The organism is Pseudonocardia sp. NPDC049635, from assembly GCF_040659795.1.
Taxonomy (GTDB): domain Bacteria; phylum Actinomycetota; class Actinomycetes; order Mycobacteriales; family Pseudonocardiaceae; genus Pseudonocardia.
In genome coordinates this window covers 53,827-80,256 of the sequence record NZ_JBFAON010000021.1, presented here as the reverse complement: position 1 = coordinate 80,256, position 26,430 = coordinate 53,827, and the positions used below count along the sequence as shown (strand labels likewise).

Below are 26,430 nucleotides of genomic sequence, written 5' to 3'. Positions count from 1 at the left end.
CGGTTCACCTGACGAGGTCAGACCGGGCAGATCCGGGCAGGCCGGGGCGCCGATCGCGGCCGGCCCGGTCCTGTGTGGCCACCGGTTCATCGTGCCACCGTGTCGCAACCCTCGGAACCGGCCGCGGCGACCACACCCCCGGTTCACGCCGCCTCCCCGACACCCGCAGCGGCGGCCCGCACCGCCACCGGCACCGGCTCCGGCAGTGGGGGGACCTGCGGAGCCGGCAGCAGGTCGGTGCGCGTCCACACCGGGGTGATCCGCACGATCGTGGCCGGGGTGGCGCGGTGGATGAGCACCGCATGCCACTGCGGCAGCCGCCGCACCCGATCCGGCGGACACACCCGGACCCGTTCGTAGCGTTCGGTGCCCTCCCCCGCCGGGGCCGGTTCATGACGGTGCCCGCACAGCGTGGACACCTTCTCCAGGTCCTCGTCGAGGGTCAACCCGCCGTAGACGAGTTTGACGTTGGTGGCGTTCCAGATCGTGTCCGCCCCCCGCGCCCCCCACCGCTGGGCCAGCTGCGAGGGCGACTGCACCGCCCACTCGATGTGGATGCCCCGACCACCGGCATCGGCGATCCACCGGTCCAACGGCACCGGGGTGATCAGGGCGGCCTCGTCGAGGAACATCCCCAACGGCGGATCCAACCGCCCCTTCGCTTTCGTGGCAGCGACCCGTTTCGCGGTCTCGAACACGTGCCCGGTCAACGCCGCCAGCAGCGGCGCGACCGTGGCGTGCGCCCGGTCCGAGCCCACCAGGAACACCGAACCCGCCCCCGCCACGAACGCCTCCGCATCGAACTCCACCGCCGCTGACCCGGCGGTCGGGGTGGCCAGGGCGGCGATCTGCGGGTCGGTCATGAACTGCACCGCCCGCGAGAGCGTCATGAAGATCGAGTCGCGGGTCTTGCGGGCATCAGTACTCAACACCTGCCGCAACGAGCGCACCGTCCCCACCGGCACCACCCCCGGCCCGGCGTGCTGCAGAATGGCCAACGCCTCGGCCGCACCGCCCTGGCGGGGATCACTGGTCGGGCAGAACACCCAGTCCGCCACCGTGGCCATGTCGCGTCCGGCCAGGTCCGCGGCCATCAACAACGCCGCCAGCACACTGGCCGACCAGTCGTCCCACCGGTCCCCCTCGTCGTCACCCGAGGTGGTCGCGGCGACCATCAACCCGGCCCGCTCGGTCGCGGTCTGCGGGCGCGCGCACCCGGTCACCGGCGACCACCACACCGTCGACCCGAGCCCGCCCAGCCCTTCGGGGTTGAACAACCACACCGGGCCCCGCAGCGCACGCGCCCCCGCGCAGTGGGTGAACAGGTCCACCTTCGTCGAGGTCGCCAGCACCGGCCCACAGTGATCGACGATGTGATGACCCATCAACGCGGTCTTACCCGTCTGCGGCGGCGCGACCTGCCCGATCACATCCCGGTGCGCGGCATAACAGTCTCTGCCCCACACCGGGCCGACCACCGACCGGCCCAGCCACGTCCCGCACTGGGCCACCGGCAACCGCTCCACCCGACCCGCCACCGGCCGCCCCACCCCGGCACCGGCACCGTCGTTGCTGTCGGTGACCTGGGCGGTGATGCTCGGGCGGGTCGCGACCGCGGCCGCGCGGACCGCATGCGCGGACAAATGCCGGTGCAGATCCCACCAGCCCGCCCAGCCCTGGGCACCGAACCCGGCCCGCACCCGGCCCCGCACCGTGTGCGGATACACCGCCCGCGCCACCGGCACCGCCACCACCACCGCCCCCGCGGTCACCAGCACCGCCGCGACCAGCGCGGCGACCCCCGGCACCAGCCACAATCCCAGCCCGACCAGCAGCCCGACCACCGCGAACCCCGCACCAGGGCCCCGGGCGCCCCGCACCGCCACCACCGCACCGGCCAGCGCGAGCACCCCGGCGGCCGCGGCCGCACCGCCCGGGGGCCAGGACCACAACACCACCCCCAGCACCAGCGCGGTCACCGCCGCGCACTGGGCCCGCACCCGGCACACCAGCGGCGCCGCCCGCTGGGTCAACTGCGCCCAGCCGGCCGAGGACACCGCCGCCCGCACCACCGGCAGCACCGCCCACCACCACGCCGCCGACACCCACCGACCCGCACCGGCCCGCACCCCCACCACCCGGGCCCGCGCCCGGGGCCGGGGTGAGCTCGTCGGCGCTGCCGCCAGCGGGGACTCGACCACGCGCACCGACGGTGCGGCCCCGGACTCCTGACCGTGCTCGACGTGCTCGGCGTGCTCGGCGTGCTCGGCGTGCTCGGTGTGTTCGATGCTGCGCAGCTCCGCCCCGCTCACGCTCCCACCTCCACACGACCCGCAGGACGCTCGGGACCCGGGCCGAGCAGCACCAACGCCCCGGCCCCGGTGTCACCACTCCCACCGGACCCGCCGCGGCCGGGCTCGGCGGGGGCCGTACGCGAGGTGCGCAGCCGGTGCCGGGCCGCGGCCAGGTCCCGCCGCCCGGTGCGCTCGGACTGCCCGAAGATCAGCCCGACCTGCTCACCGGTCAGGTCCTGACCCGCGACCAACCCGCCGCGCAACAGATCCACCACCTGGGCCACCCGCACTTCCGGGCCCGCCTCCAACAACTCCGCACGCTCCCACCGACCCCGCCCGATACCTGCCTGCCCGGCACCCGCACCCTCCGGCGCCGGGGTCGTGCTCTCCTGCCGGTCACCGGCCCCGGCACCCTCGGGGTCCGCGACCAGCCCGGACGTGGGCTGCTCGGCGGCCACCGCCTCGCCCACCGTCACCGGCGCCACCCGCTGGGCCGGATCCGCCGCAGCCGCGGCATAGACCGCCGCCGTGAGCCGGTCGCGCAACCCCGGCGCAGCCTCCGAAGCCACGAACACCACCAACGGCGGCACCGAATGCAACACGATCAACGCCAGATCGACCGCCGCCCACGCCTCCCAGGTGTTCATCGCATACGTCGCACCCAACGTCGCCCACCGCGTCCGACGCGCCCACGCCGTGCTCGCCACCTGCCAGCGCGCCGTCACCTGCTCAGCACGGATCACCGCGATCAACACCAACGACACCATCGGATCCATCAACCACGCCGACCACCACACCAACGACCCCACCGGCGCATCCCCCGCGGCGAAGGCCTGCACATTGGTCATGCAGAACGCCATCCCCAACACGATCCCCGACCACATCAACCAGTCCACCTGCCGACGGACCCGCTCGACCTGCAACGCGATCACATCCGGATGCGTCGACAACGCCCGCACCCGAGCCGCCTGCTGCGCAGCCACCGCCAGCTGCTCAGCCTGACCACGGCCCCGCGGCACCGCCCTACGCGGCGACATCGCCGAACCCCCGCGACACAGCGCCGCCGCGGCGCGCCGTGCGCGCCCGCAACCCCCGCAACCACGACGACGCCACCCGACGCGACCGCCGCGCATCGACAGCCACCAAGTCAGGAGCAGGCACAGCCTCCACCACACAGCTGCGGCACGGCGCCCCGGCCGGCACCGTCAACGCCACCGGCCCGATCACCACCCCGCACACCGCCCGATACCGGCCAGCCACACACCCCGCCCGCAGATCCTCCACAGCGACCTCGTGCTCCAACCCGTCCTCGACCGCCGTCATCGCCACCGTCTCCCCCGGCGGCCACGACGACCGCACAACAGCAGCGCCAGCGGAAGCCACCACCGCCAGCGACACTCGCGACACCGGCGGAGTGGACGGGGTGGACGTGGACGGGGTCGACGGGGGGCGTGTGGGATCCCCTGGAATCCTGGACATGGGTCGTACTCCTCAGAACTCGGCGACTGCAGCTGTGCGATCCACGCCTCGGCCGGTGCTCCAACACCGGCCGAGGCACCCTCAGAGTAGAGAATATTCAGAATATTCGCTAGCCTGAGGTGTCTATGGAGCTGTTCCGTGGAGCAGGTACGGCCAGCTACCCTCGGGAGTGCTTGAAATATTCGGCATGAGGCACTCGGAGGCGGAATGCTGGTGAGGAAGATCGCGGGCCTGGGTTGTGAGGGCGGCAACTGCCCTAACACCTATGTGACCGACCGCGGGACCGTAGTCATCCAAGGAGACCGCGTGCAGCGTGACCCCAACGCTGTGACCGTCCCGGGGGAGCTTCTGCGTCGACACGCGGCAGCAGTCGGGCTGGCGGGCTGGCCTGGCGTCGTCGAGCAGCTCGCTGGCGATCGGGTACGCGTGCACGGACGTCAGGTGACTGACGTGGACGTGTTGCGTGTGATCGGTGCTCCTGCCCACGAGAACCTGATCGAGTTGAGTGAGGAGGTTGCAGCATGAGCGCCGAGGAGCTGGGCCGGATGTATGACCTGTTCACCGACTATGCGTGGCGCTACGAGGGCCGCGACCTCTACACCGTCGAGGGTGAGCAGGAGCGCATCGACGCGTTCCTGCGCAGCGGGTCCGTACCTCGCAAGACGCGTCACAACAACAGTTGGATCCGGATCGTGGAGGACGTGCGGGCACGCAACGCATCGATCGGGAGGGTGCGTGTCGTCGGTCGCCCGCTCACCGACTACACGCGTTTCGAGTTCGCCGCCTACCCCGACAACATCGCAGCCGGGGAAGACGTGCAGGTGGTCGAGCGCGAGTACCTCGACCCTGCCTGGAGCGCGGTCCCTGACTTCTGGCTCTTCGACGACGCGACGGCCTTCATCCAGCACTTCGACGACTACGGACACTTCCTCGGCGCGGAGCGTGTGGAGCACATCGCGCCGTTCGTGGAGATCCGCCGGATGCTCACCGAACCCGGCCGAACTGTGAGCGCGGAGCACTACAGCCTCGACTCCGTCCCCCAGCAGCGGCGCGGTCGTGTACCGGCCCCGCCGCTGCTGCACATGCCATCACCGAGCCACTAGTCAAGAAGGGAGGTCCCGAGGTTGCAGAAGGCCAAGCAGCAGCTCGGTGCGCGGTTGCGCTCGCGGCGCAAAGCCGTGGGACTGACCGGTACCGAACTGGGCCGGCTGCTCGGGATCTCCCAGGCCACGGTCTCGAAGCTGGAAACCGGGCAGGCTCGTGTCGATGAGGAGCTCGTGCGTGCCTGGATCGACCACACAGCGGATGCCGAGGGAGCCGACGCCGAGTCCGTGCTCTCCGCAGCCGTCGAGTCCGGCGGAATGCTCGACTGGTCGACGTTGCACAACGCGGGCTGGCGAGAGCACCAGCAACGCTACGACGAGCTCGAACGTGACGCTGCGCTCATCCGGGTCTTCCAGAACGCTCTGATACCCGGCCTGCTCCAGACCGCCCGCTACGCGCGCTTCCTCATGCGAGAAGTCGTGGGCCTCGACGACGACGCTGCCGACGCAGCAGTGATGGGCCGGATCGCCCGCCAGGACCTGCTCTACCGCCCGACGACTCGTCTCGACGTCGTAGTCACCGAGGCGGTTCTGCGTCACCGCCTCGGTGGGGCAGCCGTGATGGCCGAGCAACTGCTCCACCTCGCCGATGTTGCTGACCTCCCGACGGTCTCGTTCCGGGTCATCCCCGTCGACACCGACATGGCGAGCCGGTACGGGGCAAGTTTCGACCTGTTCGAGCCGGCCGAGGACGACACCCCCGCAGTGGTCGTCGTCGAACTCGAGGCCAGCGAGTACCGCGAGGACGACCCTGCCCGGGTGGCGCGCTACCGCCACCGACACCAGGTGTATCGCGATGCCGCGCTGAGCGAGGACGCCTCACGTGACCTCGTCCGGCGCATCGCTCAAGAGATGCGGAGTGAGATCTTCACCCACCACTCCAGGTGAGGAGCTGTGTGATCCCTGTACGGGGCGGTCCCTTGCCCGGTCGGTGGTGACCGCTACCCCAGATACGGCGGTCAGCTCGCCCCGGACGGGGGTGAGTCTCCGGCCCGTACGCGGGCCTGGGCGGCGACCAGTCGGCCGGCGTGCATGGCGTGGTGGGTCTGTTCGCCGCGGTCGGGCCGTTGCAGGTCGAGTTCGGTGGCGGTGAGGATGGTGAGCCGGCCCCGGGCCCGTGCGGTGTGGTGCCATCCGTGGGGGACGGCGGGGCCGAGGTCGCCGTCGTAGAACGTCTCACCGTGCGCGGTGATCTGGAGCCGTTCCTGGTGCAGGTCGGCCCACCAGCCGGGGAGCTCGGGTGCGGGTTGCAGCGCGGGTGGGCCGTGGCCGGTGAGCAGTGTGAAGCCCCGCCCGATCAGGTCCGCGGTGATGGCATCGACCGGGTCCGCGCCGGGGTGGGGGTCGGCGGTGGTGACGGTGATCGAGAACGTCACGGTCACGAAGGCGACGCGGGTGGGCGGGGTCGTGTCGTTGTCGGTGGTCAGGCCTGGGCTGGCCCACGCAGTGATCGCGTCGATGACGGCTCCTCCCTGCTCGGGGTTGCGTGCGGCGGGGCGGGGTGAGTTTGGCGTATCCGAGGCGGTGTCGGCAGCCGCGGTGTGGCGGTGCACGGTGCCCGCGGGTGTGGCGGGTGGCAGCCGCCAGTGTCGGGGGTGGGCCGTGGTGACTCTGCAGCCGGTCGGGTGGCTTTCCCGACGATGCCGCGCCACCCGCCCGGTCTGCGGGCGAGTCACGTCCCACCGCGACCGGCGGTGGGGCTTCCGCCGGCCCCACTTCCCCGGGGCCGGCGGGAGCAGTGTTCGTCTGATCGGAGCCCTTGCTATGGCACAGACCACCCGCAGTCGTACCCGTAGCCGGTCTGCCGCGGACGGTGGGCGCACGCGTCGTCGTGCGGCGCCGACCGAGGCCCAGCAGCAGGCGCGGCGTGAGGCGATGGCGGCCGCGCACGAGGACATGATGGCCCGCCTGGAGCGGATGGCCGCTGATCCGGTGGAGTGGCTGGAGTTCATCGAGACGGTGGCCGCGTGGGGTGCGCGCTACTCGTTGGGCAACCAGATCCTGCTGATGACCCAGGCCGCACGGCGCGGTGTCGAACCGCAGATGTTCATGGCCTACGGCGCCCGCGAGGGCAGCTCGGGGTGGCGTAAGCACAAGCGCACGGTGATGGCCGGTGAGACCGGGTTCAGGATCTGGGCGCCGGTCAAGCGGCGGTTGCGTGAGGACGAGCGCGAGGACTACGAGGCGCGGACCGGGCGGCGGGTGACCCGCGACGGGCAGGGCCGGTTACCGGTGATCGTGGCGGGCTGGAAGTTCGAGCGGAGTTTCGAGTTGTCCCAGACCGCGCCGATCGTGCCGTGGGCGGACAACTACGTGGTGCCGACCGTGGAGGTGCGCCGCCAGGTGAAGGTCTACGGCGGTCAGCAGGCGGTCCTGCTCGACGGGGAGGACCCGACCGGGGTCTACGACGACGTGGTCGCGTTGATCGGCGCCGCCGGCTACGACTACGCGCTGGCCGAACCGGGCAGCGGTTATCTGGGCCAGGCCAACGGGGTCACCGTGGCCGGGGAGGGCACCCGGCTGGTGCGGGTGCGCGACGACCTCAGCGCCGCGCAGCGGGTCAAGACCGCGGTGCACGAGCTGGCCCACATCCGGTGCGGGCACCTCGACCAGCCCGCCGGGCTGGTGGCGGCGGTGCAGCACCACGGGTGGGTCGAGACCGAGGCCGAGTCGGTGGCCCACATCGTGTGCAAGGCGTTCGGGTTGGATTCCGAGCCCTACACCGACGCCTACGTGATGGGCTGGGCCGACGGGGACCTGGAGGTGGTGCGGGCCGCGGCGGCCACGGTGGTGGCGGTGGCGCGCGAGATCGTCGACGAGCTCGCCCCGATCGCACCGTTCGACGGCCGACGCGACCCACAACCCGAACCACCCGACACCGACACCGACGCCGCCCCTGACACCGTGGCCGCCGCCGACACCGTGGCGGGGGTGGCGGTGTGAACGCGGTGGAGTTCGCGGTGAGCGTCGTCGAGTTGCCGGTCGAGGCGGCGACACCGCTGGCGGTGGTGTTCGACCAGCTGGAGCTGTTCTGTGTCGACGACGAACCGGACACCGCCCGGGCCGGGATCTATCTGGGTGCGACCTACACCAGCAGCCAGGGCCGGGGCGGGGCGGTCAGCGACGGGCGCCTGCCGGAGTTGCTGGCCCAGGTCGCGCCGGGTGCGACCTGGATGGCCTGGGACGACCCGCACGAGGGCTGGCTGGGCACGGTCGCGTTGTCGGCGCCCGGCCTGGGGCTGTGGACCGGACAGTGCGACGGCTCCGGGGAGATCTACCTGCCCGCCGCGGCGCTGCCCGACCCCCAGACGCTGCTCAGCAACCCTGCGGCCCTGGACAGGCTGGCCGTGCTGAGCGGGCAGGCCTGGCTGGAGCGGGTCACCGCCGGCCACGCTGCGCTCGCCGCCGACCCCTCGCCCGGGGCCGGGTTCGTGCCGAGCCCGCCACCGGTGGAGGCCGAGTGGGACCGGCCCAGCGGACTGATCTACATCGACGATCCGGTCGCGGGCACCCAGATCGTGCACGCCCCACCCGGCCCGCCGGTCGGGGAGATCAACGAGGCGGCGGCCCGGGCCGCGGAGACCGCGCTGCAACGGGCCGGCTGGCAGCTGATGCCCACCGCGGTGTCCGGGCCGACGTGGCAGCGGGCCGGGCACGCCACCCACGTCGCGCAGCTGCACCGCTGCCCGCCCAGGACCGACCCGGCCCAGCCCTGACCAGCCGTGCCACCACCACCGGTGGCGGCGCCCCGGACCCCCGCAGCAGGGGCCGGGGCGCCGCTGCTCGGCACCCCTCTTCCTCTTGTCACGTGATCGGAGTGGACGACCCATGACGACCCCGACCGAGCTTCACCGGCTGCTCGAGCACGCCGGTATCGACCCCGATCGCCTCACCCAGGACTGCGCACCGGGCGCGGAGGCGTCGTTGCTGTTCACCACCACCGCGGGCGGAAAGGTGCGCCTCACCCCGACCATCCGCGACGGACAGCACAGCGGGTGGGCCTACAGCGGGTGGAACCGCCACGGCGAACTCACCGACACCGGACACACCACCACCTCCGCGGGCGGGCAGGGCGTGGTGGCGCTGCTGCAGCGCCACCACGACCCCGCCACCGCACCGGCCAGCCCCCGCCAACGCCACACCCTGCTCGCGCTGGGCGACCCGGGCGGGCACACCCCGTGGCCGATGACCACCGCCTCGGCGGCGCAGCGGTGGATCCTGGGGCTGTTCGTGGCCTGGACCCGGCTGCGGGTTGCCGATGCCGGCGGCGTCTGCGGCGCCGACCTGGTCGATCACCTCGGGCAGGCGTTCGAGGCGATCGGACTTACCGACGTCGACCTCGACGACGCCCTCGACACCGACGACTCGGCCGGCGGGGACGGGGATGGGGATGGTGAGCTGTTCGACGAGCTCGCCGCCCGCGTCGACCCCGGACCCGACCGGGGCGACTCCGGACCCGGTCGGTAGGAGCTGTGGCGTGTGGTGCGCCCCCGCGGCCTGGGGGCGGACACACGCTGGCAGCCGGAGGTTGCGGGGCCGCGAGGAACCTGCCGCCGATCCCCCACGGGTGAACCCGCCGCCCAGCACAGCGCGCCGGGGCAGGACAACCCGGGCGGGTCCACACCCGGGGGGACCACGGCAGAACCCTCGCCTCCCCGCACCCCCGCCTGCCCGGGCCACGTGGTGCGCCCCCGGGCTTCGGGGGCCGCGCCCCCCTGCGCGGTGTCGGGCATCGACACCGCGACCGGGGGGCCAGAACCACTGTGGGAGGTCCACATGAGCGCAGAACCGAACCCGACCGGCGGGCCGGCCGTGACCGAGGCGACAGCGTTCGGCCGGCTGGTGCTGGTCGACCCGAACACCCTGGAGCTGGAGGTCAACACCCGCCTCGACGCGAACCTCGACCCGCACTTCTGCGCCTCGATCCGCGACCGCGGCGTGCAGGAACCGATCACCGTGCGCCGCCGGGCCAGCGACGGGACACTGGTGGTGCGCACCGGTCAGCGCCGCACCCTGGCCGCGGTCCGGGTCGGCTTGAGCCAGGTACCGGTGATCATCGCCGCGGAACCGGCCGTCGAGGACGGCGACGAGGTCGACACCACCGGCGAGGACTACCGCGCCGGGCAGACCGAACGGATCGTCGAGCAGCTGGTGGAGAACCAGCACCGGCGCGCCATCACCGACGCCGAGGAAGTCACTGCGCATCAGCAACTGCTCGGGCTGGGGCTGACCCCCGCCCAGATCGCCAGGGCCACCCGCACCAAGGCCGAGCGGGTCCGGCGCAGCACCCAGGTCGCGGCGAACGCGCGGGCGACCGCGATCGGGTCGCGCTACGAGCTGGACCTGATGCAGATGTCGGTGATCGCCGAGTTCGCCGACGACGACGAAGCCGTCAAGCAGCTCACCGACGTCGCGGTGCACGACCCGGAGCGGTTCCGCCACCTCACCCAGCGGTTGCGTGACCAGCGCGGCGAGGCGCAGGTGCGCGCGGCCGCGGTCGCCGAGCTGACCGAGGCCGGAGTGCGTGTCATCGACCGCGACGACGACCACTACGCCGGCGCGGCCGAGCTGTATCGGCTGCGGCCCAGCCCGAACGACCCGGAGGGGACCGTCCTGGTCGAACAGGACCACCGCGACTGCCCCGGCCACGCCGCACACGTGCTCACCTACCGCCACTTCGGCGACGACGGCCCCCAGGCGCGGGTCGAGTGGCTGTGTCTGGACCCGGCCGGGCACGGGCACGCCCCGCTGCGCGAGAGCATGCGCACCCCCACCAGCCCCGGCGCCGGTGTTGGTGGGGGTGCATCGGAGGGTGAGCAGGAGCGGGCGGACCGGGAGGCTCGGGAGAAGGAAGCGGCGCGCGCCGAGCGCCGCAGGGTGATCGAGAACAACAAGGCGTGGGCCTCCGCGCAGATCGTGCGCCGCGAGTGGCTGGCCGAGCTGCTGGGCCGGAAAGCGGCGCCGAAGGGTGCGGCGATCTATGTCGCCGCCGAACTCGGCCAGGGCGCACACGCCCTGCGCACGGCGATGGAGACGGGCAACGCGCTGGCCTGCGAGCTGCTCGGGCTCGACGCCCCGTCCGGGGGCGGCTACTACAGCGGCCGGGTCAACCCGCTGGCCGAGGCCGCCCGCGCCGCCGGCGCGGCCCGGGCCACGATGCTGTCGCTGGCGTTCGTGCTCGGCGCCTACGAGGCCGCCACCCACCGCGGTAACTGGCGCACCCCCGAACCGGGCACCCAGCGCTACCTGACCCAGCTGCGCGTGTGGGGCTACACGCTGTCCGAGGTCGAACAGCTCGCCCTCGACCCCCACGCCACCACCGACACCGACGACGCCCCCGACGACGGGGACGGTCCCGCCGGCGGGGACGACGAGGGCTGCGGTCGCGACGAGCCTGGTGACCAGGCAGCGGAGCCCACCGACGACGACGCGGGCCCCGGCGGAGACGGCGAGGCTGCCGAGGACTCGGACCGGTCGAACTGACACGACCTGCCCGGGGCGGGGCCCCTGCGGCCCCTCCCCGGGCAGGACCCCCACCCCTCGGTCACGAAGGAGACCAGCAATGACCCACACCCACACCCGGGTGCACGAGCCCGATCACCCGCACCACCGGGATCATGACCGGCTCAACCGAGCGGCCCGGTTCCTGCCCCAGACCAGCGACGACGAACGTCCCGCGGTGCGCGTCGGTGATGCGCTGGTCAGCGTGTACTGGAAACCGGGGCCGCTGCTGCAGGTCACGATCGACACCAGCGACCTGGCCGACCGGTTCCCGCACAACCCGCCACTACAGGTCGTGGTCAACAACGGCGTGGTCTACCAGACGACCAGCACACCCGACGACGACGTCGACGGCCGTGGCGGTGAGGCGGTGTCGGGACTCGACGACCGGGAGCTGTTCGAGCAGCTGGCGCTGGCCGAGTACGCCGATCTCCACGGCGGCGCCGGGTTCGACCACCCGATCGACGACCTGATCGGTGAGGTCGAGCGGCGGATGCCCGGCGCGTTCGAGCGCCTCGACGCCCGGTTCGACCACTACGACGCCGGCGACGTCGTCCGGGCCTGGTTCACCGACCCCGACACGCTGCTGGCCACCGCCCGCGGCCGCGGGGCCGGGGCCGGGCGACCGGCGATCCACTGACCCCACCGCCCGGGCCCTACCGGGCCCGGGCGGTCCCACGGACGGAGCGACACGATGGGTGTCACCTTCAGACCTGCTGCCCCCGCCGGGGGCCCGGTGGAACAGGGCGCGAGCATCCGGTGCGCGGCACACCCGCCCCAGGACCGGCGCCGTTTCGGCGACTACGCCGGCGCCCTCGCCGGTCTGGCCGACCACCACCGGTTCTGCACCGCCCCCGACTGCGGCGAGCACGCCTACCGCCCGTTCGTGGTCGTGCACTACAGCACCGACTCCGAACCGCACCTCGACGTCGGGGTCGGCAACGCGATGCTGCTGCTGCGCGCGCTGGGCCTGGTCACCGAGCTGGGCGCCGCCGACGTCGTCCACCCCCCACCCGAGGCCGGCACGCCACCACCGGAGGAGGACACCCCGCTGGTCGGGGAAACTCGACGCCGAGCAGATGCTCGGGAGGGTCGAACTGGCCCTGGCCCTGGCTCCCCCCGACGCCGGCGTCCCGATGCACGAGCTCAACACGGCCGGCACGGTCGTGCACTGCGGCCGACCTGCGGGGTATCTGCAGGACCGGCTCACCGTCCTGCGCGAGGTCGCCCTGTTCGCCCGCGCCCAGGCCCGCGCCGTCATCTGGCACTGACCGCGGGCCATCACTCTCCACTACCGACCCGGGGGTCGCACCGCACGCGGTGGGGCCCCCGGTGTCGTCTGCGAAAGGACTGTCAGTCATGCGTGAGATCGAGATCGTCGCGGTGCCCGCGGGCCGGGTGCGGGTGCTGCCCGACGACGCGTCACCGTCACCGCGCGAGCAGGGCGGCGTCGGGCACCTGGTGCTCGACGTCGACCGCTACGACCTGCCGTGGGAGGACCACACCGGGCGGCTGCGGCAGCTGTGTGAACGCGGCGGCTGGCGGCTGGCCACCCGCTACCTGACGGTGTTCTGTGACGCGGTCGTGCTGCCGGTGTGGGGTTACACCTACGGTGAGCTGGCCCTGCGCGCCGGAACCCGCAGCGGGTGCTTCGCCGACCCGTGGGACTCCGAGCAGGCCGGGTTGGCCTACCTGCTGCGCAACGAGCTGGCCGCCGCGTGCGGGGGCAGCTACCCCGGTGACGACCACGCCCACGCCCGGCTGCGCGGGGAAGTCGAGACCTATGACCTGTGGTCGCGCGGCCAGGTCGTGGGCTACATCGCCGAACGCTGGGAACCGTGCCCGACCGGCACGTCGTGCACCCACACCCGGTGCAGCGGCGGGGACTGGACCGAGATCAAGTCGTGCTGGGGCGTCTACGGCATCAGCGAGGCCATCACCTGCGGCAGGACCACGCTGGCCGAGGCGCGCGCCCCCCGCTGACGCCACCGGCGGGCCTGTCGAGCGTGGCCGGGCCCGGGGGGACGCCCGCAGGTCAGCACACCCCGGGGCGGTCCGCGGCGATGAACCGGCGCCGACACCGACCGGGTGGGACTCCGCCTCGCCGGGGCTCGGACCGCTGACGCGGTTCCCACCCGCTCGGGCCAGCACCGAACCCCCGCCGCCCCGTACGGGCCGCCCCCGGGGCGCGCCGAGGCAGGGCCGCGTCACCCACCAGCCCGACACACCCTGGAGACCACACATGACCACCACCACGCACACACACGCGCCCACGGCCGCCGACCCCGGCCCGGACCTGGGCGGGGGCACGCCGGCGCCGCAGCCGCGGCGGGGTCTGCGGGTGAGCATCCTGCGTGACGTCGACGGCTCGGACTACTCCAACGGCGGACTGTCCGGGCGGGTCACCCGCGTGACCCTGGTCGGGGACCTCATCGAGTTCTACGACGCCGCGGTGTTCGCACCCGACGACGACGCACCCGCGGTGCGGCTGGTGCAGCGCGCCGGCTCCTACGGCATCGCCGTGCCCGACCAGGCCCACCCGGACCGGGTCGGGCCGATGGCCTCGGGCGCGTTCGTCTACAGCAGCGATTCCCGGTTCCGCAGGCTGTCGGCGCACCTGGGATGCGGCGGGTCGGCGATCCCGCTGCACGACCGGTTCGAGACCACCGAACAGTACGCAGCCCTGTCCCGGGACTGACCGCCAAGCGCGGCCCCGGGCGCCGTCATCACCGGACGATGAACGCCTCGGCTTCCCCCGGTCCGGCCGGACCCGGGGGCCCCGGCCGCGGTCCGGGGCCCCACGGTCGACCGGCCGGGGCGACGTAGGCTGCGGCGGGTGCCGACGTCGATGATCGTGCTGGCTCATCCCCGGCCGGGCAGCTTCTCCCACGCCCTGGCCGCGACCGCCGCTCACGCTCTGCGCGAGTGCGGTCATCGAGTCTGCTGGCACGACCTTCACGACGAGGGATTCGACCCGGTGAACGGCCCGGAAGGTCTCGACACCACACGGCCGCAAGGCGCGTCGGCGTTCAGCGCCGGAGCCGACCCGCTCACAGCGCGGCACCGCCGCGAGTTGGCTGCGGCCCACACGCTGGTCGTGGTCCACCCGAACTGGTGGGGCAAGCCGCCGGCGATCATGGCGGGCTGGATGGATCGAGTCCTGGTGCCCGGTGTCGTGTACCGCCTCGACGAGGCGGCCGGTGAACCCACACCCCTGCTGGCGCTGCGCCGACTCGTCGTTCTCAACACCGGCGACACCGCCCCGGCGCGCGAAACCGAGGTGTTCGGTGACCCGCTCGACGCGATCTGGCGTCGCTGCGTCGGCGAGTACCTCCACCACGCCGAGGTCCGGCGACTGCTCGCCGGACCGCTGGCGAACTCGACAGCCGAGCAACGTCGCGCCTGGCTCGACGATGCCTATCGACTCACCACGCGGTAGCCGGACCCGGCGCCTGACGTCGTCAGTCCTGATCGGCGCGATCCAGCCGGCGGGCGGAGTGGGCGCAGCTCCACGAGCACGACGACGAGTACGACGCCGCTGCCCATCGCCACGACCGTGGGCCCGGCCGGCCCGACCCGCCTCCACGGCGACGTGCTGGCACGGCCCACCGCCCTGACGCGATCACACGACGCGCGCAGCGCCGGGATCCGCGAGGACACCTGCACACCGGGTGGTTCGACATCCGATGCGGGGCAGCGTCCCGGTAACCCCACGACACGGCCCGGGGTGCCGGGTTGTGGGGGTGCGCTCACCTGATGCCTGCGTGGGGTGGGTGTCGGTGGCTTGGTGTGGTGACGCCCGAGGGTCAGCACACCGCGGTGGGGTGCGCGTCGATGAACCGGCTCCGACACCGAGCGGGTGAGACGGGCTCGCTGACGCTCGTCGGCCTGGCGGCCGATCCCACCCGCTCGGGCCAGGCCGAACCCTCGCCGCCCCTGACGGGCCCCACCACGGCGCGCTGAGGCGGGGCCGCGTCACCAACCAGCCCGACATCCACTGTTCGCAGGAGGCATCTGATGAACGAGAAGACCTACATCGGCAACATCGGCCGTGACGAGCCGGTCTTGACCTTCAGTAAGCGCACCGGTGAGGCGGTGCTGCGGTTCTCGATGGCCGAGGACGACGCCTACTTCGACCGCACCACCAGCCGGTGGGTGGACAACAAGCCGGTCTGGACCGATGTGGTCGTGTTCGGGGAGATGGCCCAGGACGCCGCGGACTGCCTGCACGCCGGGTCGGCGGTGATCGTGGTCGGCAAGCTTGCCGACAACTCCTTCACCCCCGAGGGCGCCGACCGGCCGGTGCGCCGCACCCAGCTCAAGGCACTGCACATCGGCCCGGACCTGCGCAGGGGGCCCACGCCGCTCGCCCGCCGCCCGCGCCACGAGCGCACCGGTTCGACCACCGCCCCCGAGCCCAGCTCCTGACCCCGCAGCCGACGGCCTGCCCCCGCACACGCGGGGGTGGGCCGGTGTGGCGTACCCCGAGATGTGAGGTGTGTTGCGATGGATTTCCTCGACCACGACCTGCCCTGCCGGGCGGAGTCCCCCGAGCTGTTCTTCCCCGTCGGTAGCGGCGCGGCCGCCGACCGGCAGGCCGCGGCCGCCACAGCGGTGTGCCGGCGATGCCCGGTGACCGCGGCGTGCCTGGCCCGCGCGCTCGAGCTCGGCGCGGACGGGGTCTGGGGCGCCACCACCGAGGACGAGCGCCGCCGGATGCGCACCGGCACCAGGCGGGCCTCGGGCGGCCCGGCCAGACACGCCCGCCGGGCCGCCGCGGTCGCCCGGGTCCGCGAGGGCGCCGGCCACGGGGTCGTGGCCGCCCGGTACGGCATCAGTACCCGGACCCTGAGCCGCTGGCTGGCCGCCAGCACCTGACACCCGGGCCACCCGAGCACGCCACGGGGTGAGCACCGCCGAAACGCCGCGTCGCGCGGCGTCCGCCGAGGACTGATCCCCCGGCGCTGACGAGGCAGATCCCAGTTCGGGGAGGTTGCGATGCCGATCACCGTGTGCGGGCCCGCCTGCACCACCGACAACAAGAACAACGGCCGGTCCTGCGGGGACCCGCAGCGCTCCTACGTGGGGGCGGTGCTGGGCACCTACGAGCGCAACGGCTACGACGACAGCGACTTCCTCGCCGTGGTCTGGGACGGCGAGCAGGTCACCACCCGCGAGTACGCCAGCACCCGGGGCTGGACCTACCACAACCACGCCACCGTCGACGCGACCGAACAGGTCCGCGTCGCCGCCGAGGCCTGGTACCGGGACCGGTTGCTGGCACACCTGGTCGCGGTCGCCCGTGAGCACGCCACCGCACCGCGGGTGGGGCGGCGGGTGCGGTCGCTGACCCGCCGCGGCCGCCACGTCGGCGTGACCGGGCAGATCCGGTGGATCGGCCCGGACCGCTACCGCCGCGACGGCGGACAGCGGGTGGGCATCGCGGTCCCCGGTGAGGACGCGTTGCGGTATCTGCCCGCCCGCAGCGTCACCGTGCTCGACCCCGAACCGGTCGACGAACAGCGCCTGCGCGGCCACGCCGCGACCGCGCGCCCCGACTGGCGCCACGCCCTCCAGGACCTGACCGCCCACGGTCACCCCACCCCCTGACCAGACCCCCCTGACCAGACCCTCTGATGAGACGGAGCCGACCCGATGAACCACCCCCACACCACCCACCACGACCCCGACCGCGACGGTGACGTGCACGGCGGGGACGACCCGGTTCAGGCCGCGGCGCTCGACGCCGCCGCCGCGATGGACACCCTCGAAACCCTGCGCGCCCCCGCGGCGCCCGACCTGGGGGTGGCGGCGTGGCCGCAGCTGCGCTGGGTGCCCACCACAGGAGTCGACATCGGGCAGATGTGGTGTTTCTGGTGCGACCGGCCGATGATGTTCCCGGTCGAGCGGGCCTGGCACGTGGTCAACCCCGAACAGGTCTTCGGCGACGCCGACGCCCCGCTGACCTACCTCCACGCCGAGTGCGTCCCGGCCCTGTACCGCCGGCAGCGCCTCGTGCGCGCCCACCACCAGCTGCGCCGCAACCACCACAGCTACCAACACGCCGTCACCGCCGCCTACGGCGCCCACGGCGAGAACGAGCCCAGCCCGGACCAGCACGCCCGGTTAGCCGACCTGGCCCGCGCCACCGCCGATGCCGCGGGGGCCCTGCTCGCCTGCCTCGACGAGGAACCCCTGCTGGGAACCACGCAACCCGACGAGGCCGGCGGCGACCCCCCGCGCTGAACCCATCCAGACCGGGTGTGTGCTCGGTGCAGGCCCCTGTGGTCGGCGGTGGGCGTGGCCACTGTGACCGGTCCTGGTCGCTGCGCTCGATCGGAGGCTTGCCCGCGCCGACCGGGTGGGACGGGCTCGCTTGCGCTCGTCGGCCTGGCGGCCGATCCCACACCGCTCGGGCGAGCGCACCCGCCCGAGCGGTCGACCCGGGCCGGTCCCGGACGTGGCGCCCACCCCGACCGGGGTCGGCACCGATGAACGGAGGTTCAGGTATGGCTGCGAAGTCCTCTCCAGGCGATGGGTCCCACGGCCGCGGCATCCGCGGTGACAGCGCCGCTGTGAGTGCATCGTCGCGGGTGGTTGCGCTGGTGCGTGCTCTGCTGCTGCGGGTGCGGTAGGCGATGAGCGAGGCGTTCTGCACCGAGATCGGGCCGTGGCTGCGCACAGCTGCCCGGCCCACCATCGACCGGGAGGCGTTGGCGCTGCTGTTCGCGCCACCGGTGCTCTACGGCGAGTTCTATCCGTGGCAGGGCGCCTCGCTCGCCGAACCCCCGGCCCGGTGCTCGACCGGGCCGGGGGCCGGCCTCGGCCCGGCGTTCGGGCGGGCGGTAGCTCGCGCGGCCGCCGACGCGGCCGTGATCGGGGTGAGCTTCTCCGGGGGAATGGACAGCCTGGCGGTGCTGGCCGAGGCGTGCCGGCAGGCCCGCGGGCGACGCGTCGTGGCGTTCACCATCGCTCTGGTCGATGACCACGGCCGGGCGGCCGCCGACGTCGCCGCCGCGCTGATCACGCAGCTGGGGTTGCGCTGCGAGGTGCAGGTCGTGGACACCACCGAGACCGCGGCGGTGGCGTGGTCACCGATCGGGCCCCGGCTCGACGCGCTCCCGCAGCTCAACGCCGCGCTCGCCGCCCGCGCCGCCGCGACCGGATGTGAGGTTCTGCTCTCGGGTGATGGAGCTGACGAGGTCCTCGAGGTGCCACGGTTCGCCACCTGCGAGCTGCTCACCGCACGCGGACCGCGGGCCGCGCTGCGGTATCTGGGCGACCGCGGCCGCGGCAGCGTCCTGGTCGACGAGGCGGCGGCCGTCCTGGCCCGGGCCGTGCCGCAGCGGGCCGGGGCGCGCATGTACTGGGGAGCGACCTGGGCCACCACCCTCGGCGCACCGGTTCCTGCGGTGGTCGCCGACCGGTTCCGCGCGCGGGTGCAGGACTGGAGCACGCGCTGGCTGGCAGGGCACCTCGACCGGTGTCGAGAGCACCGATCCTGGGCGGCGAGGTTCGCCCACGACGCGATCTGGCCGCACGCACCGCTGCTCGACGCCGGCGCGATCCCCGAGCGCTCACCGTTCCTCGACGCCGAGGTCCTCACCGCCGCGGCCGCGCTCACCCCGGCGCACCGCTACGACCCGGACCTGCCGACCCCCTACCAGCGCAACAAGGCAGCGGTGGTCTCGCTGATCGAGCCCGACCACCGGCCGATGCTTCCCCCGGCTAAGCAGTACTTCCAGACCGCGCTGGGCGCCTTGATCGAACCCTGCCAGCCACGACTGCTCACCGCCGCCGGGGTGATCGACCCCGCCGGCCTGGACACCGCCGACACCGCGGTGGCGATGACCGTGACCGCGACCGAGACATGGTTGCGCGACGCGCTGGCGCGCGGCGCCCGACTTCCAGGAGTGACCTCGTGACCCGACCCCTGACTCGACGTAGTCCCGTCCGCGGGCCATCCTGGCTCCATGCAGGTGCGGCCGTGGTGACCCGACCCGCCACGATCACCGTGCGTCCGCTGCGCGCCGCCGATCACCCGGCGGTACTGGCTCTGGTCACCGCCGACCTGCTGCCCGGCCAGCCCCTGCCCACCGCGGCCGGGTTGGCCCAGGCCCTCACCGGCCGCTCGCCCATCGACTCCCGCCTGTGGGCCGAGCTCACCGACCTGCGCCACCACGTCGCCGTCGACGATCTGGGCCAGGTCCGGGGGGTGATCGCCACCGGGTGGCGGGCCCGCGACACCACCGCGGTCGTCCCGTGGATGCACACCGGCGAGGACACCGGCCTCACGCAGGTCCTGCTCGACAGCGCACTGCAGCGCTACCCCGACTCGGCGGTGGAGGCCTTCGGGTTCGCCACGGCACTCGACCTCGGACTCGAAGCGCTCGCAGTGACCCACCGAGCCGCCACCGTCGCCGCGCTGCGCGCCGCTGGCTTCACCGGTAAGGACCTGTGGAACTACATGGTCCTGCCCGATCAGGCGCTGACCGCTCTGCTCGCCACCCCCGCCCCACCGGGCACCCCGCTGATCGAGATCGAACAGCGCCGGCTGGGCTGGCGGCTGCTGGCCCGGCGCGCGGGTCAGCTGCTCGGTGAGATCGAGATCGACCACCCGGTGCAGGGCAGCGCCCGCATCGCCTGGCTCGAGGTCGATCCGGACGCTCGCGGCGCGGGATGGGGACGGACCCTGCTGCGCGCCGGCCTCGACCACGCCTACCGCGCGGGGGCGCGGCGCGCGGTGCTCTACGTCGACGACGACGAGCCCGGTGGCGCCCGCGACCGCAGCGCGGCCACCGCGCTGTATCGCCGCGCCGGATTCGTCGACGTGGACCGTCTGCACACCTTCCACCGCGGCTGATCTGCACGAACGGTGAGCCCGGGGCCACTGCCCGGGGTGTCGGGTGAGGTGAGCGCCCGGGAGGACAGCACACCCGTGACCGGGTCCGGGGATGAACCGGTCGCCGACCCGACCGGGTGGGACGCCGCCTCGCCGGGGCTCGGCCCGCTTCGCGGGTCCACACACCGCTCGGGCCAGCACCGAACCCTCAGCCCGGCCCGGCGCCGGGGTGTGCTCGTCGGGGCGCGTCACCGCATCCACGACACCCAGGAGGAGACCCCTGATGACCACCACGACCACGTCCACCGCGACGACTGCGACGAGCATCAACAGCGCCCGTACCCGCGGGCAGCGGTGCGATGCTGGGGGCGGGCACACGGCCCGGGTCGCGGGAGGGGAGGACCACGCCATGTCATCCACCCGCCGGCGCGTGCGGGGCGGGGACCGGGAGGTGGCCCGGTTGCGTCGGGTCGCGCTCGACGCCGCGGCCGCCGGGTTGTACGTGTTCCCGGTCCAGGCCGGGGGCAAGCTGCCCGCGGTGCCCCGCCACAGCGCCGAGCGCTGCCGGGGGCGCGGGATCTGCGCCGCCGGTCACCAGGGGTGGGAACAGCGCGCCACCCGTGACCGTGCCCAGATCTGCCGCTGGTGGTCGGGGACGGGTGAGGCGGCGCGGTTCAATGTGGGGATCGCCTGCGGCCCGTCGGGGCTGGTGGTGATCGATCTGGACACCAGCACCGATCCTCTGCCCGGGTGGGGCGGGGCGACCACCGGCCGCGAGGTCCTCGACCAGCTCGCCGCCCGTCACGGCCAGACCCTGCCCGCCACCTACTCCACGGTGACCCCGACCGATGGTGAGCATCTCTATTACCGGATGCCGCAGGGGTTGGCGCTGCGTAACACCCACGGCGGTCACGGGCACAGCCTGGGTCCGCTGATCGACACCCGCGCCGGGGGCGGGTTCGTGGTCGGTGCGGGCAGCATCCGCCCCGAGGGCGCCTACATGGTCGCCGAGCATGGCCAGATCGCCGAGCTCCCGGGCTGGCTGGCGACCCTGCTCACCCCGCCACCGGCGCCCGAACCGCGCCGCAGCGCACCGTTGGTGTTGTCGACCCGGCGGGCCAACGCCTACGTCGCGGCGATCCTGGCCGGTGAGAGCGCTGCGGTCGAGCACGCGGCGAAGGGACAGCGCCAGATCACCCTGCTCACCGCGGCCCGCACCCTGGGCCGGCTGGTCGGGGGTGGGGAACTCGACGCCGACAACGCCCACGCCTTGTTGCTCGAGGCGGCCGGCGTCCACATCGGCGTCGAGGGGTTCACCCGCGCCGAAGCAGAACGCACCATCACCCGCGGGCTCGCCTACGGCGCCCGCGCCCCGCGGCGGATCGACCGCCGCCACCACACCGACACCACCAGCGGGGCGGGGGGCTCGGGTGAGGCCTGACCCGGCCCGGGTCCGCCCCGCTGCACGCAAGCAGCACGACCGACCGGGTGGATCCCGGGGGAAGGGTTGGTGGTGGCGGTGTCGTTGACCTCGCAGCTGCAGCAGGGTGTGCTCGCGCGGTGGTGCACCCGGCGGCTTCCCGGTACCGGGGTCGTGGTCGACCAGGTCCGGGCCGCCGCAGCCACAGCGGTGGTGTCACGCCCGGCGGGCCGGGTCGGAGCGGGGCACTGGAGCACGGTCGGCGCGGTGGTGGGGGCGCGGTTGTCGGCGCTGGTGCAGGCGGCCGCCCCGTACGCGGCGCTGTACGGGCTGGTCGGTGCCGGGGTGGTCTCGGCGCGGGCGAGTAACGCGATCGCCGCGACCTACCCGGCCCAGCAGGCGGTGATCGCCGCAGAGCCGGATCTGGCCGCGGTCGCGGTGGGGCTGCGCCCCTCCCCCAGCGACGTCGTGGCACTGTTCGCGCCACCCCCGCCCGGCACCGGCCCGGACCGGTCCGGGCCGGCGGTGGGTGATGACGGGTTCGGTGAGCTCGCCGCCCGCGGGCAGCTGTTCCACCGCGAGCACGCCCCGACCGCGACGATCGGCTCGCACGGGGCCGAGGTGGGGTTGGCGCGCACCTACGCGGCCTGGACCCTGGGTGAGGACCGCTACCGGTCCGGGACGACCCCGCCCGCCCTGGCCGAGCTCGCCGCGGGCGGTGCGGTGACGGTGGCGGGGCTGCGCGAGCTGGCACCGGAGGCGGTGGTGGCCGACGCGGCCGCGCTCGCCCGGCTGGTCGAGACCTCCGGCACCCTCACGGCATGGCACGACTGGGCTCACCAGCAGGCCCCGGCCCGGGCCGGCGGGTTGGGGTTCGCCGCGCCGGTGCTGGTGCCGCACTGGGCGGAGGCCGATCTGCTGGTCGGAGACACGCTGGTGGAGGTCAAGACCGTGGTGCGGGCCGATGCGCCCGCGCGGGTCGCGCGCTGGTGCTGGCAGCTGCTGGGTTATGCCTGGCTGGACCCGGGCCGGCGGTGGCGGATCGAGCAGGTCGGGTTGTATCTGGCCCGGCACGGGGTCACGGTGCGGTGGGCGCTGGAGCAGTTCGAGACGCTGCTGGTCGGTGACCCGGCCCGGGTGCCCGCCGTGCGCGCGCAGTTCCAGCGTCTCGCCGAGCGGGTCGCGGTCGGTGAGGGCGCCACCCTGCTCCCACCGCCCTGACCGCGGGGGAAGCGCACGCACGCTGGTGGACGGGGCGGACCCGGCCACGGTGAGCAACCCCGGGGGTCCGGGGTGCGGGGGTGGCGGTCGGTGTGTCTGGATCGCCCGGAGGTCAGCACACCCGGGGCGGGCTCAGGCGCCGACGAACCCGACCGACCCATCCCGGTGAGACCCGGTCACCTCGGGGAGCGGCGGCGGCGGTCGCGTACGGGGTCACACCGGGATGGGCCAGCCAGAACCGCCGCCGGCCCTGCGGGCCCCGCCCCGGGCGCGCTGAGGCGGTGCCGCGTTCCAGCCACACCGACCGACACCCCCGACGGAGGTACCCGAGATGGCATCCACGTTCTGGACCGACCCCGACACCGGGCTGGTGCTCAGCCCGGGAAGCTTCGTCACCTTCAGCGACGGGTGCAGCGACGAGCCGCACCTGATCGAGGACGACCTGCAGGCCGGGGACCGGGTGGCCTGCCCGGCCTGCGAGGACACCCACGAGGTGGACCAGGTGATCTCCACCCCGATCGCCCACAACATCGTGCTCCGCGAGGCCGAGCCCGAGGCCGAGCCGGGTGACTGACGGGCACGCTGTCACCGCCCGGCCGGGTGCCCCGGCCGGGCGGTGACCCGTGCCCCTGCCCGGGCCGACAGCTCGGGGTTGCCGGGCCCGGTGCCGGTGGGCACCGACAGCTCACCATCCCGGTGCCGGTGGGTGCCGACAGCTCACCAGCGCGGTGCCGGTCCGGGTGGGAGGGGTTGCGTCCGGTGCCGGGACGTGGTGGCCGGGGGTGGGCCTCCGGTGCTCGGCACGTCTGGATCGCCCGGATGGTCAGCACACCCGGGGTGGGGCAAGCGCCGACGAACCTGGCCGACCCATCCCGGTGAGACCCCGTCACCTCGGGGAGCGGCGGCGGCGGTCGCGTACGGGGGTCACACCGGGATGGGCCAGCCAGAACCGCCGCCGGCCCTGCGGGCCCCCACCCCGGGCGTGCTGAGGCTGCGCCGCGTTCCAGCCGCACCGAGCACCGGAGGCCCCAGATGAGCAGCACCAGCACGACCCGCAGCGTCGCCCGTGACCCCGAGACCGGGCAGTGGACCCTCGACGGGGTCCTGCCCACCCAGCTCAGCGTCACCGAGGAGCGGGTCCTGGAGGACCTGCTCCTGGAGCTGTACGGGCCGGTCGTCGCCGACGCCGAGTACGGCGACGAGGAGCCGCCCTTCTGACCGGGCGGCCCCTGCGGGGGCGCCCCACCCGGGGCGCCCCGGGACCGCGCGGCGAGGCCGCGCCGGCGCCGGCGTCTGGCACCGGATCTGTTCACCGACACCCTGCTGATCGAAAGGGCTCTGCGATGTCTGCTGCTACTGGTCTGTCGATTCCCGCCCCGGTACCCGGCCCGGACCCGTGGGCCGAGGTGCGCGCGGCGCGCGCGTTGCTGCTGCGGGTGGGCGACTCGTACTGCCCGGCCCTCGAGCGCTACATCAGCTCGGTCGGGGTGCTGGAGGCCGCCGAGCAGCTCGCCGCCGGTGTGGTCGCGGTGGAGTTGGCCGGGCAGGTGTCGGTGGCGGGGGTGCGCGCGGCGGTGGCCGCGGTCCGCGGCGACGGTGAGGCCGCCGCCGAGTGCGGGGCGCGGTTGCTGATCCCCGAGGACCCGCAGTGGCCGGGTGCCGCGGCCCTGCCCGGGGTGGTCGGGTTGTGGGTACGCGGTGATGGCGGGTACGAGGTCCTCGACGCGGCGCCGATCACGGTGACCGGGTCGCGGGCGGCCTCGCCCTACGGCGTCCACGTGGCCACCGACGTCGCCGGGGAGCTGGCCGGGGCCGGTCACACGGTGGTCGCCGGCGGCGGGCTCGGGATCGACGCCGCCGCCCACCGCGGGGCGCTGGCCGCGCGCGGTGTGACGGTGGCGGTGGTCGCCGGCGGGGTCGACCGGGCCGACCCGGTCGCGCACGCGGCGCTGCTGGAGCGGATCGCCGAGCGCGGTCTGGTCGTGTCCGCGGTCGGGCCCGCAACGCTGCCCAGCCGGCACCGGGCGCGGGGCCGGGCCCGGGTGCTGGGCGGTCTCGGTCGGGCCAGCGTGGTCGTCGAGGCCAGTACCCGGTCGGGGGCCTTGCAGGTCGCCGCTGCGGCACGCGGGCTCGGGCGCCCGGTGATGGCCGTGCCCGGTCCGGTCACCTCGGCCGGCTCGGCCGGTGCGCACCGGCTGATCGGTGAGGGCGCACGACTGGTCACCGGCGGCGCGGACATCCTGGACGCGCTGGGTACCCCCGGGGCCGGCATGAGCTGATCCCCCGGTGGGCCCGTCTGCTGTCGCGGCGGGGTCCACCGGCCCTACGCCACCCGGTGGCGCCGGGGTCGCGCAACGCTGACGCGGTGCGGGCTGGCGGGGGCCGGCGGCCGGTGGCGTAGGGCAGCTCATGGCCGCGGCGGGCCGAGAACCCCGTAGGACCCGCCTGCGGCGGGGCGGGTGGGCCTGCCGGCCCTAGAGCTGAGCACGGCCTCACTCAACGTCAAGGGCGCTGCGCGTCGCTGCGCGACCGGCCTTCGGCCGGCCCTTGACGTCGAGCCTCGGAGGCCGTGCGACCGCCGCGAAGCGGCAGCGGGGACGACGCCCGCTGCCCCTCACGGGCCGACAGGCCCACCCACCTCCGATCACCGGCCACGGCTAGGGAGTGCAGTCGCGATGAACACCAGGACCGACACGACGAACGACACGACGACCGCCCCGGTCGGTGACGCGATGGTGGATGCGGCCGAGGAGATGGGCCGGGTGGCGGAGCTGATCGAGCGGAGCGCGATTGGTGAGGCGCGGCGCCGGACGGCGCGGCTGGCCGATCGCGTGGACGACGCGACCCGCGCGTTGCTGGGGCAGATCCTCGCCGCCCTGGAGCAGCCGCCCGCGGTCGTGCTGCCGCGGCTGCGCGCGCTGTGGAAGTCCAGCGACGACGACGGCAAGGCGCTGGTGGAGGCGTGTGTGCCGCACGCCGAGCGGCGCGCGGAGTTGACGACGCAGGCGCAGCGCCACGCGGCGGCGGTGCGCGCGGAGCGCCGCGACTACGAGCGCCGCCGCCCGGGTTCGGTGGTCCGGCGCCGGGGTGCCCCGCAGCCGCGGCGTAGCCAGCGCGCCACCGAGCACGACGTCGCGACGCGGCGCTACTTCGCCGAGCGCACCGACCCGGGCGAGGTCACCGACGAGGCACCCGACTACGACCAGATCGACTACGACCGCGCCGCACTGGCGGCCATGAAGGGGTTGCCGTGTGTGGCGTGCGGGGTGGAGCGCTCCACGCGGGACCGGCAGCGCAGCCGCGACGACGGGTTGTGCGAGGACTGCCGCGAGGGCGGCATCACCGGGGTCCCGATCCCGGCCGCGGACGCCACCCGCGACGAGGTGCTCATTGCCCGCTGTGAGTACATCGCCGCCACCTCGGCCAGCACCGCCGAGCGCAACGCGCGGCTCAACCGCGACTGGCGCTGCCTGAAGGTCTACGACCGGTTCACGGTCTCGGACTGGCACGCCCGCCAGCCCCACTGACCGACCACCACCACGGAGGGGCCCCGCCACCGGCGGGGCCCCT

At 74.0% G+C, this 26,430-nt stretch carries 27 protein-coding genes, 1 other RNA gene and 1 pseudogene; 26 read left to right on the top strand and 3 right to left on the bottom strand.

What is annotated here, in order from left to right; all coding sequences use genetic code 11:
* Positions 1-143: 143 nt before the first annotated feature.
* Positions 144-2,312, bottom strand: a complete 2,169-nt coding sequence (locus AB0J24_RS22135) for a TraM recognition domain-containing protein (protein ID WP_358684247.1) — start codon at positions 2,310-2,312, stop codon at positions 144-146.
* Positions 2,309-3,277, bottom strand: coding sequence for a hypothetical protein (locus AB0J24_RS22130; protein WP_358684245.1), 969 nt, complete (start codon positions 3,275-3,277; stop codon positions 2,309-2,311). Before AB0J24_RS22130 ends, AB0J24_RS22135 begins: the two co-directional genes overlap by 4 nt.
* A 703-nt stretch (positions 3,278-3,980) precedes the next feature.
* Between AB0J24_RS22130 and AB0J24_RS22125 the strand changes: the two genes are divergently transcribed.
* From AB0J24_RS22125 to AB0J24_RS22115, 3 genes are read left to right on the top strand one after another with little or no spacing between them, the layout of a single operon-like run.
* Positions 3,981-4,298, top strand: a complete 318-nt coding sequence (locus AB0J24_RS22125; RefSeq protein ID WP_358684243.1) for a hypothetical protein — start codon at positions 3,981-3,983, stop codon at positions 4,296-4,298.
* A complete protein-coding gene (locus AB0J24_RS22120; RefSeq protein ID WP_358684241.1) occupies positions 4,295-4,876 on the top strand; it encodes a DUF6879 family protein in 582 nt (193 codons plus the stop codon). The genes AB0J24_RS22125 and AB0J24_RS22120 overlap by 4 nt, the downstream gene beginning before the upstream one ends.
* Before the next feature lie 21 nt (positions 4,877-4,897).
* Positions 4,898-5,764 (top strand): helix-turn-helix transcriptional regulator, encoded by an 867-nt coding sequence (locus tag AB0J24_RS22115; protein WP_358684239.1) that lies wholly within the window; start codon positions 4,898-4,900, stop codon positions 5,762-5,764.
* Positions 5,765-5,835: 71 nt separating this feature from the next.
* On the opposite strand, the gene AB0J24_RS22110 is transcribed toward AB0J24_RS22115, so the two are convergent.
* Entirely contained in the window at positions 5,836-6,258 is a 423-nt protein-coding gene (locus AB0J24_RS22110) for a hypothetical protein (protein WP_358684237.1), read from the bottom strand.
* A gap of 382 nt (positions 6,259-6,640) precedes the next feature.
* On the opposite strand from AB0J24_RS22110, the gene AB0J24_RS22105 reads away from it, so the two are divergent.
* From AB0J24_RS22105 to AB0J24_RS21995, 23 genes and pseudogenes are all read left to right on the top strand, one after another.
* Complete coding sequence (locus AB0J24_RS22105; protein WP_358684235.1) at positions 6,641-7,819, top strand: ArdC-like ssDNA-binding domain-containing protein; 1,179 nt, start codon at positions 6,641-6,643, stop codon at positions 7,817-7,819.
* Entirely contained in the window at positions 7,816-8,592 is a 777-nt protein-coding gene (locus AB0J24_RS22100; protein WP_358684233.1) for a hypothetical protein, read from the top strand. Before AB0J24_RS22105 ends, AB0J24_RS22100 begins: the two co-directional genes overlap by 4 nt.
* A gap of 112 nt (positions 8,593-8,704) precedes the next feature.
* On the top strand, positions 8,705-9,343 hold the full coding sequence (locus tag AB0J24_RS22095) for a hypothetical protein (RefSeq protein ID WP_358684231.1): 639 nt from the start codon (positions 8,705-8,707) through the stop codon (positions 9,341-9,343).
* A gap of 309 nt (positions 9,344-9,652) precedes the next feature.
* Complete coding sequence (locus tag AB0J24_RS22090; RefSeq protein WP_358684229.1) at positions 9,653-11,359, top strand: ParB N-terminal domain-containing protein; 1,707 nt, start codon at positions 9,653-9,655, stop codon at positions 11,357-11,359.
* A gap of 79 nt (positions 11,360-11,438) precedes the next feature.
* On the top strand, positions 11,439-12,017 hold the full coding sequence (locus AB0J24_RS22085; protein ID WP_358684227.1) for a hypothetical protein: 579 nt from the start codon (positions 11,439-11,441) through the stop codon (positions 12,015-12,017).
* 439 nt (positions 12,018-12,456) lie between these two features.
* Positions 12,457-12,648 carry a hypothetical protein gene (locus AB0J24_RS22080; protein WP_358684225.1) on the top strand — a complete coding sequence of 64 codons (192 nt, stop codon included), beginning with the start codon at positions 12,457-12,459 and terminating at the stop codon, positions 12,646-12,648.
* Between the two features lie 88 nt (positions 12,649-12,736).
* Positions 12,737-13,360 carry a hypothetical protein gene (locus tag AB0J24_RS22075; protein WP_358684223.1) on the top strand — a complete coding sequence of 208 codons (624 nt, stop codon included), beginning with the start codon at positions 12,737-12,739 and terminating at the stop codon, positions 13,358-13,360.
* Positions 13,361-13,619: 259 nt separating this feature from the next.
* The gene (locus AB0J24_RS22070) at positions 13,620-14,075 is read left to right on the top strand and encodes a hypothetical protein (protein ID WP_358684221.1); all 456 of its coding nucleotides are present in this window, start codon (positions 13,620-13,622) and stop codon (positions 14,073-14,075) included.
* Between the two features lie 138 nt (positions 14,076-14,213).
* A complete protein-coding gene (locus tag AB0J24_RS22065) occupies positions 14,214-14,816 on the top strand; it encodes an NAD(P)H-dependent oxidoreductase (RefSeq protein WP_358684219.1) in 603 nt (200 codons plus the stop codon).
* A 578-nt stretch (positions 14,817-15,394) separates the two neighbouring features.
* Positions 15,395-15,805: a single-stranded DNA-binding protein gene (locus AB0J24_RS22060; protein ID WP_358684217.1), complete on the top strand. Its 411-nt coding sequence runs from the start codon at positions 15,395-15,397 to the stop codon at positions 15,803-15,805.
* Positions 15,806-15,883: 78 nt separating this feature from the next.
* Positions 15,884-16,120, top strand: a pseudogene (locus AB0J24_RS22055) (WhiB family transcriptional regulator); the annotation flags it as partial.
* Positions 16,094-16,255 (top strand): helix-turn-helix domain-containing protein, encoded by a 162-nt coding sequence (locus AB0J24_RS22050; RefSeq protein WP_358684285.1) that lies wholly within the window; start codon positions 16,094-16,096, stop codon positions 16,253-16,255. The pseudogene AB0J24_RS22055 and the gene AB0J24_RS22050, both read left to right, overlap by 27 nt.
* Before the next feature lie 36 nt (positions 16,256-16,291).
* Positions 16,292-16,359: hammerhead ribozyme type II (locus AB0J24_RS22045), an RNA gene on the top strand.
* A gap of 16 nt (positions 16,360-16,375) precedes the next feature.
* Positions 16,376-16,987 (top strand): hypothetical protein, encoded by a 612-nt coding sequence (locus AB0J24_RS22040; protein WP_358684215.1) that lies wholly within the window; start codon positions 16,376-16,378, stop codon positions 16,985-16,987.
* Positions 16,988-17,032: 45 nt separating this feature from the next.
* Positions 17,033-17,623, top strand: a complete 591-nt coding sequence (locus AB0J24_RS22035) for a hypothetical protein (RefSeq protein WP_358684213.1) — start codon at positions 17,033-17,035, stop codon at positions 17,621-17,623.
* A 392-nt stretch (positions 17,624-18,015) separates the two neighbouring features.
* On the top strand, positions 18,016-19,302 hold the full coding sequence (locus tag AB0J24_RS22030) for an asparagine synthase-related protein (protein ID WP_358684211.1): 1,287 nt from the start codon (positions 18,016-18,018) through the stop codon (positions 19,300-19,302).
* A gap of 62 nt (positions 19,303-19,364) precedes the next feature.
* Positions 19,365-20,240, top strand: a complete 876-nt coding sequence (locus AB0J24_RS22025) for a GNAT family N-acetyltransferase (protein ID WP_358684209.1) — start codon at positions 19,365-19,367, stop codon at positions 20,238-20,240.
* Positions 20,241-20,628: 388 nt separating this feature from the next.
* Positions 20,629-21,660, top strand: a complete 1,032-nt coding sequence (locus AB0J24_RS22020; RefSeq protein WP_358684207.1) for a bifunctional DNA primase/polymerase — start codon at positions 20,629-20,631, stop codon at positions 21,658-21,660.
* Between the two features lie 72 nt (positions 21,661-21,732).
* Positions 21,733-22,860: a hypothetical protein gene (locus AB0J24_RS22015; RefSeq protein ID WP_358684205.1), complete on the top strand. Its 1,128-nt coding sequence runs from the start codon at positions 21,733-21,735 to the stop codon at positions 22,858-22,860.
* 331 nt (positions 22,861-23,191) lie between these two features.
* Positions 23,192-23,434 carry a hypothetical protein gene (locus AB0J24_RS22010; protein ID WP_358684203.1) on the top strand — a complete coding sequence of 81 codons (243 nt, stop codon included), beginning with the start codon at positions 23,192-23,194 and terminating at the stop codon, positions 23,432-23,434.
* A gap of 458 nt (positions 23,435-23,892) precedes the next feature.
* Complete coding sequence (locus tag AB0J24_RS22005) at positions 23,893-24,078, top strand: hypothetical protein (protein ID WP_358684201.1); 186 nt, start codon at positions 23,893-23,895, stop codon at positions 24,076-24,078.
* 125 nt (positions 24,079-24,203) lie between these two features.
* Entirely contained in the window at positions 24,204-25,139 is a 936-nt protein-coding gene (locus AB0J24_RS22000; RefSeq protein ID WP_358684199.1) for a DNA-processing protein DprA, read from the top strand.
* 396 nt (positions 25,140-25,535) lie between these two features.
* Entirely contained in the window at positions 25,536-26,387 is an 852-nt protein-coding gene (locus AB0J24_RS21995) for a hypothetical protein (protein ID WP_358684197.1), read from the top strand.
* Positions 26,388-26,430 lie beyond the last annotated feature (43 nt).

Bases quoted from the DNA above. Each gene is read 5' to 3' on its own strand.
- AB0J24_RS22125 (WP_358684243.1), top strand. From the start codon at position 3,981: ATGCTGGTGAGGAAGATCGCGGGCCTGGGTTGTGAGGGCGGCAACTGC.
- AB0J24_RS22120 (WP_358684241.1), top strand. From the start codon at position 4,295: ATGAGCGCCGAGGAGCTGGGCCGGATGTATGACCTGTTCACCGACTAT.
- AB0J24_RS22105 (WP_358684235.1), top strand. From the start codon at position 6,641: ATGGCACAGACCACCCGCAGTCGTACCCGTAGCCGGTCTGCCGCGGAC.
- AB0J24_RS22095 (WP_358684231.1), top strand. From the start codon at position 8,705: ATGACGACCCCGACCGAGCTTCACCGGCTGCTCGAGCACGCCGGTATC.
- AB0J24_RS22090 (WP_358684229.1), top strand. From the start codon at position 9,653: ATGAGCGCAGAACCGAACCCGACCGGCGGGCCGGCCGTGACCGAGGCG.
- AB0J24_RS22085 (WP_358684227.1), top strand. From the start codon at position 11,439: ATGACCCACACCCACACCCGGGTGCACGAGCCCGATCACCCGCACCAC.
- AB0J24_RS22080 (WP_358684225.1), top strand. From the start codon at position 12,457: ATGCTCGGGAGGGTCGAACTGGCCCTGGCCCTGGCTCCCCCCGACGCC.
- AB0J24_RS22075 (WP_358684223.1), top strand. From the start codon at position 12,737: ATGCGTGAGATCGAGATCGTCGCGGTGCCCGCGGGCCGGGTGCGGGTG.
- AB0J24_RS22070 (WP_358684221.1), top strand. From the start codon at position 13,620: ATGACCACCACCACGCACACACACGCGCCCACGGCCGCCGACCCCGGC.
- AB0J24_RS22060 (WP_358684217.1), top strand. From the start codon at position 15,395: ATGAACGAGAAGACCTACATCGGCAACATCGGCCGTGACGAGCCGGTC.
- AB0J24_RS22050 (WP_358684285.1), top strand. From the start codon at position 16,094: ATGCGCACCGGCACCAGGCGGGCCTCGGGCGGCCCGGCCAGACACGCC.
- AB0J24_RS22040 (WP_358684215.1), top strand. From the start codon at position 16,376: ATGCCGATCACCGTGTGCGGGCCCGCCTGCACCACCGACAACAAGAAC.
- AB0J24_RS22035 (WP_358684213.1), top strand. From the start codon at position 17,033: ATGAACCACCCCCACACCACCCACCACGACCCCGACCGCGACGGTGAC.
- AB0J24_RS22030 (WP_358684211.1), top strand. From the start codon at position 18,016: ATGAGCGAGGCGTTCTGCACCGAGATCGGGCCGTGGCTGCGCACAGCT.
- AB0J24_RS22020 (WP_358684207.1), top strand. From the start codon at position 20,629: ATGTCATCCACCCGCCGGCGCGTGCGGGGCGGGGACCGGGAGGTGGCC.
- AB0J24_RS22010 (WP_358684203.1), top strand. From the start codon at position 23,192: ATGGCATCCACGTTCTGGACCGACCCCGACACCGGGCTGGTGCTCAGC.
- AB0J24_RS22005 (WP_358684201.1), top strand. From the start codon at position 23,893: ATGAGCAGCACCAGCACGACCCGCAGCGTCGCCCGTGACCCCGAGACC.
- AB0J24_RS22000 (WP_358684199.1), top strand. From the start codon at position 24,204: ATGTCTGCTGCTACTGGTCTGTCGATTCCCGCCCCGGTACCCGGCCCG.
- AB0J24_RS21995 (WP_358684197.1), top strand. From the start codon at position 25,536: ATGAACACCAGGACCGACACGACGAACGACACGACGACCGCCCCGGTC.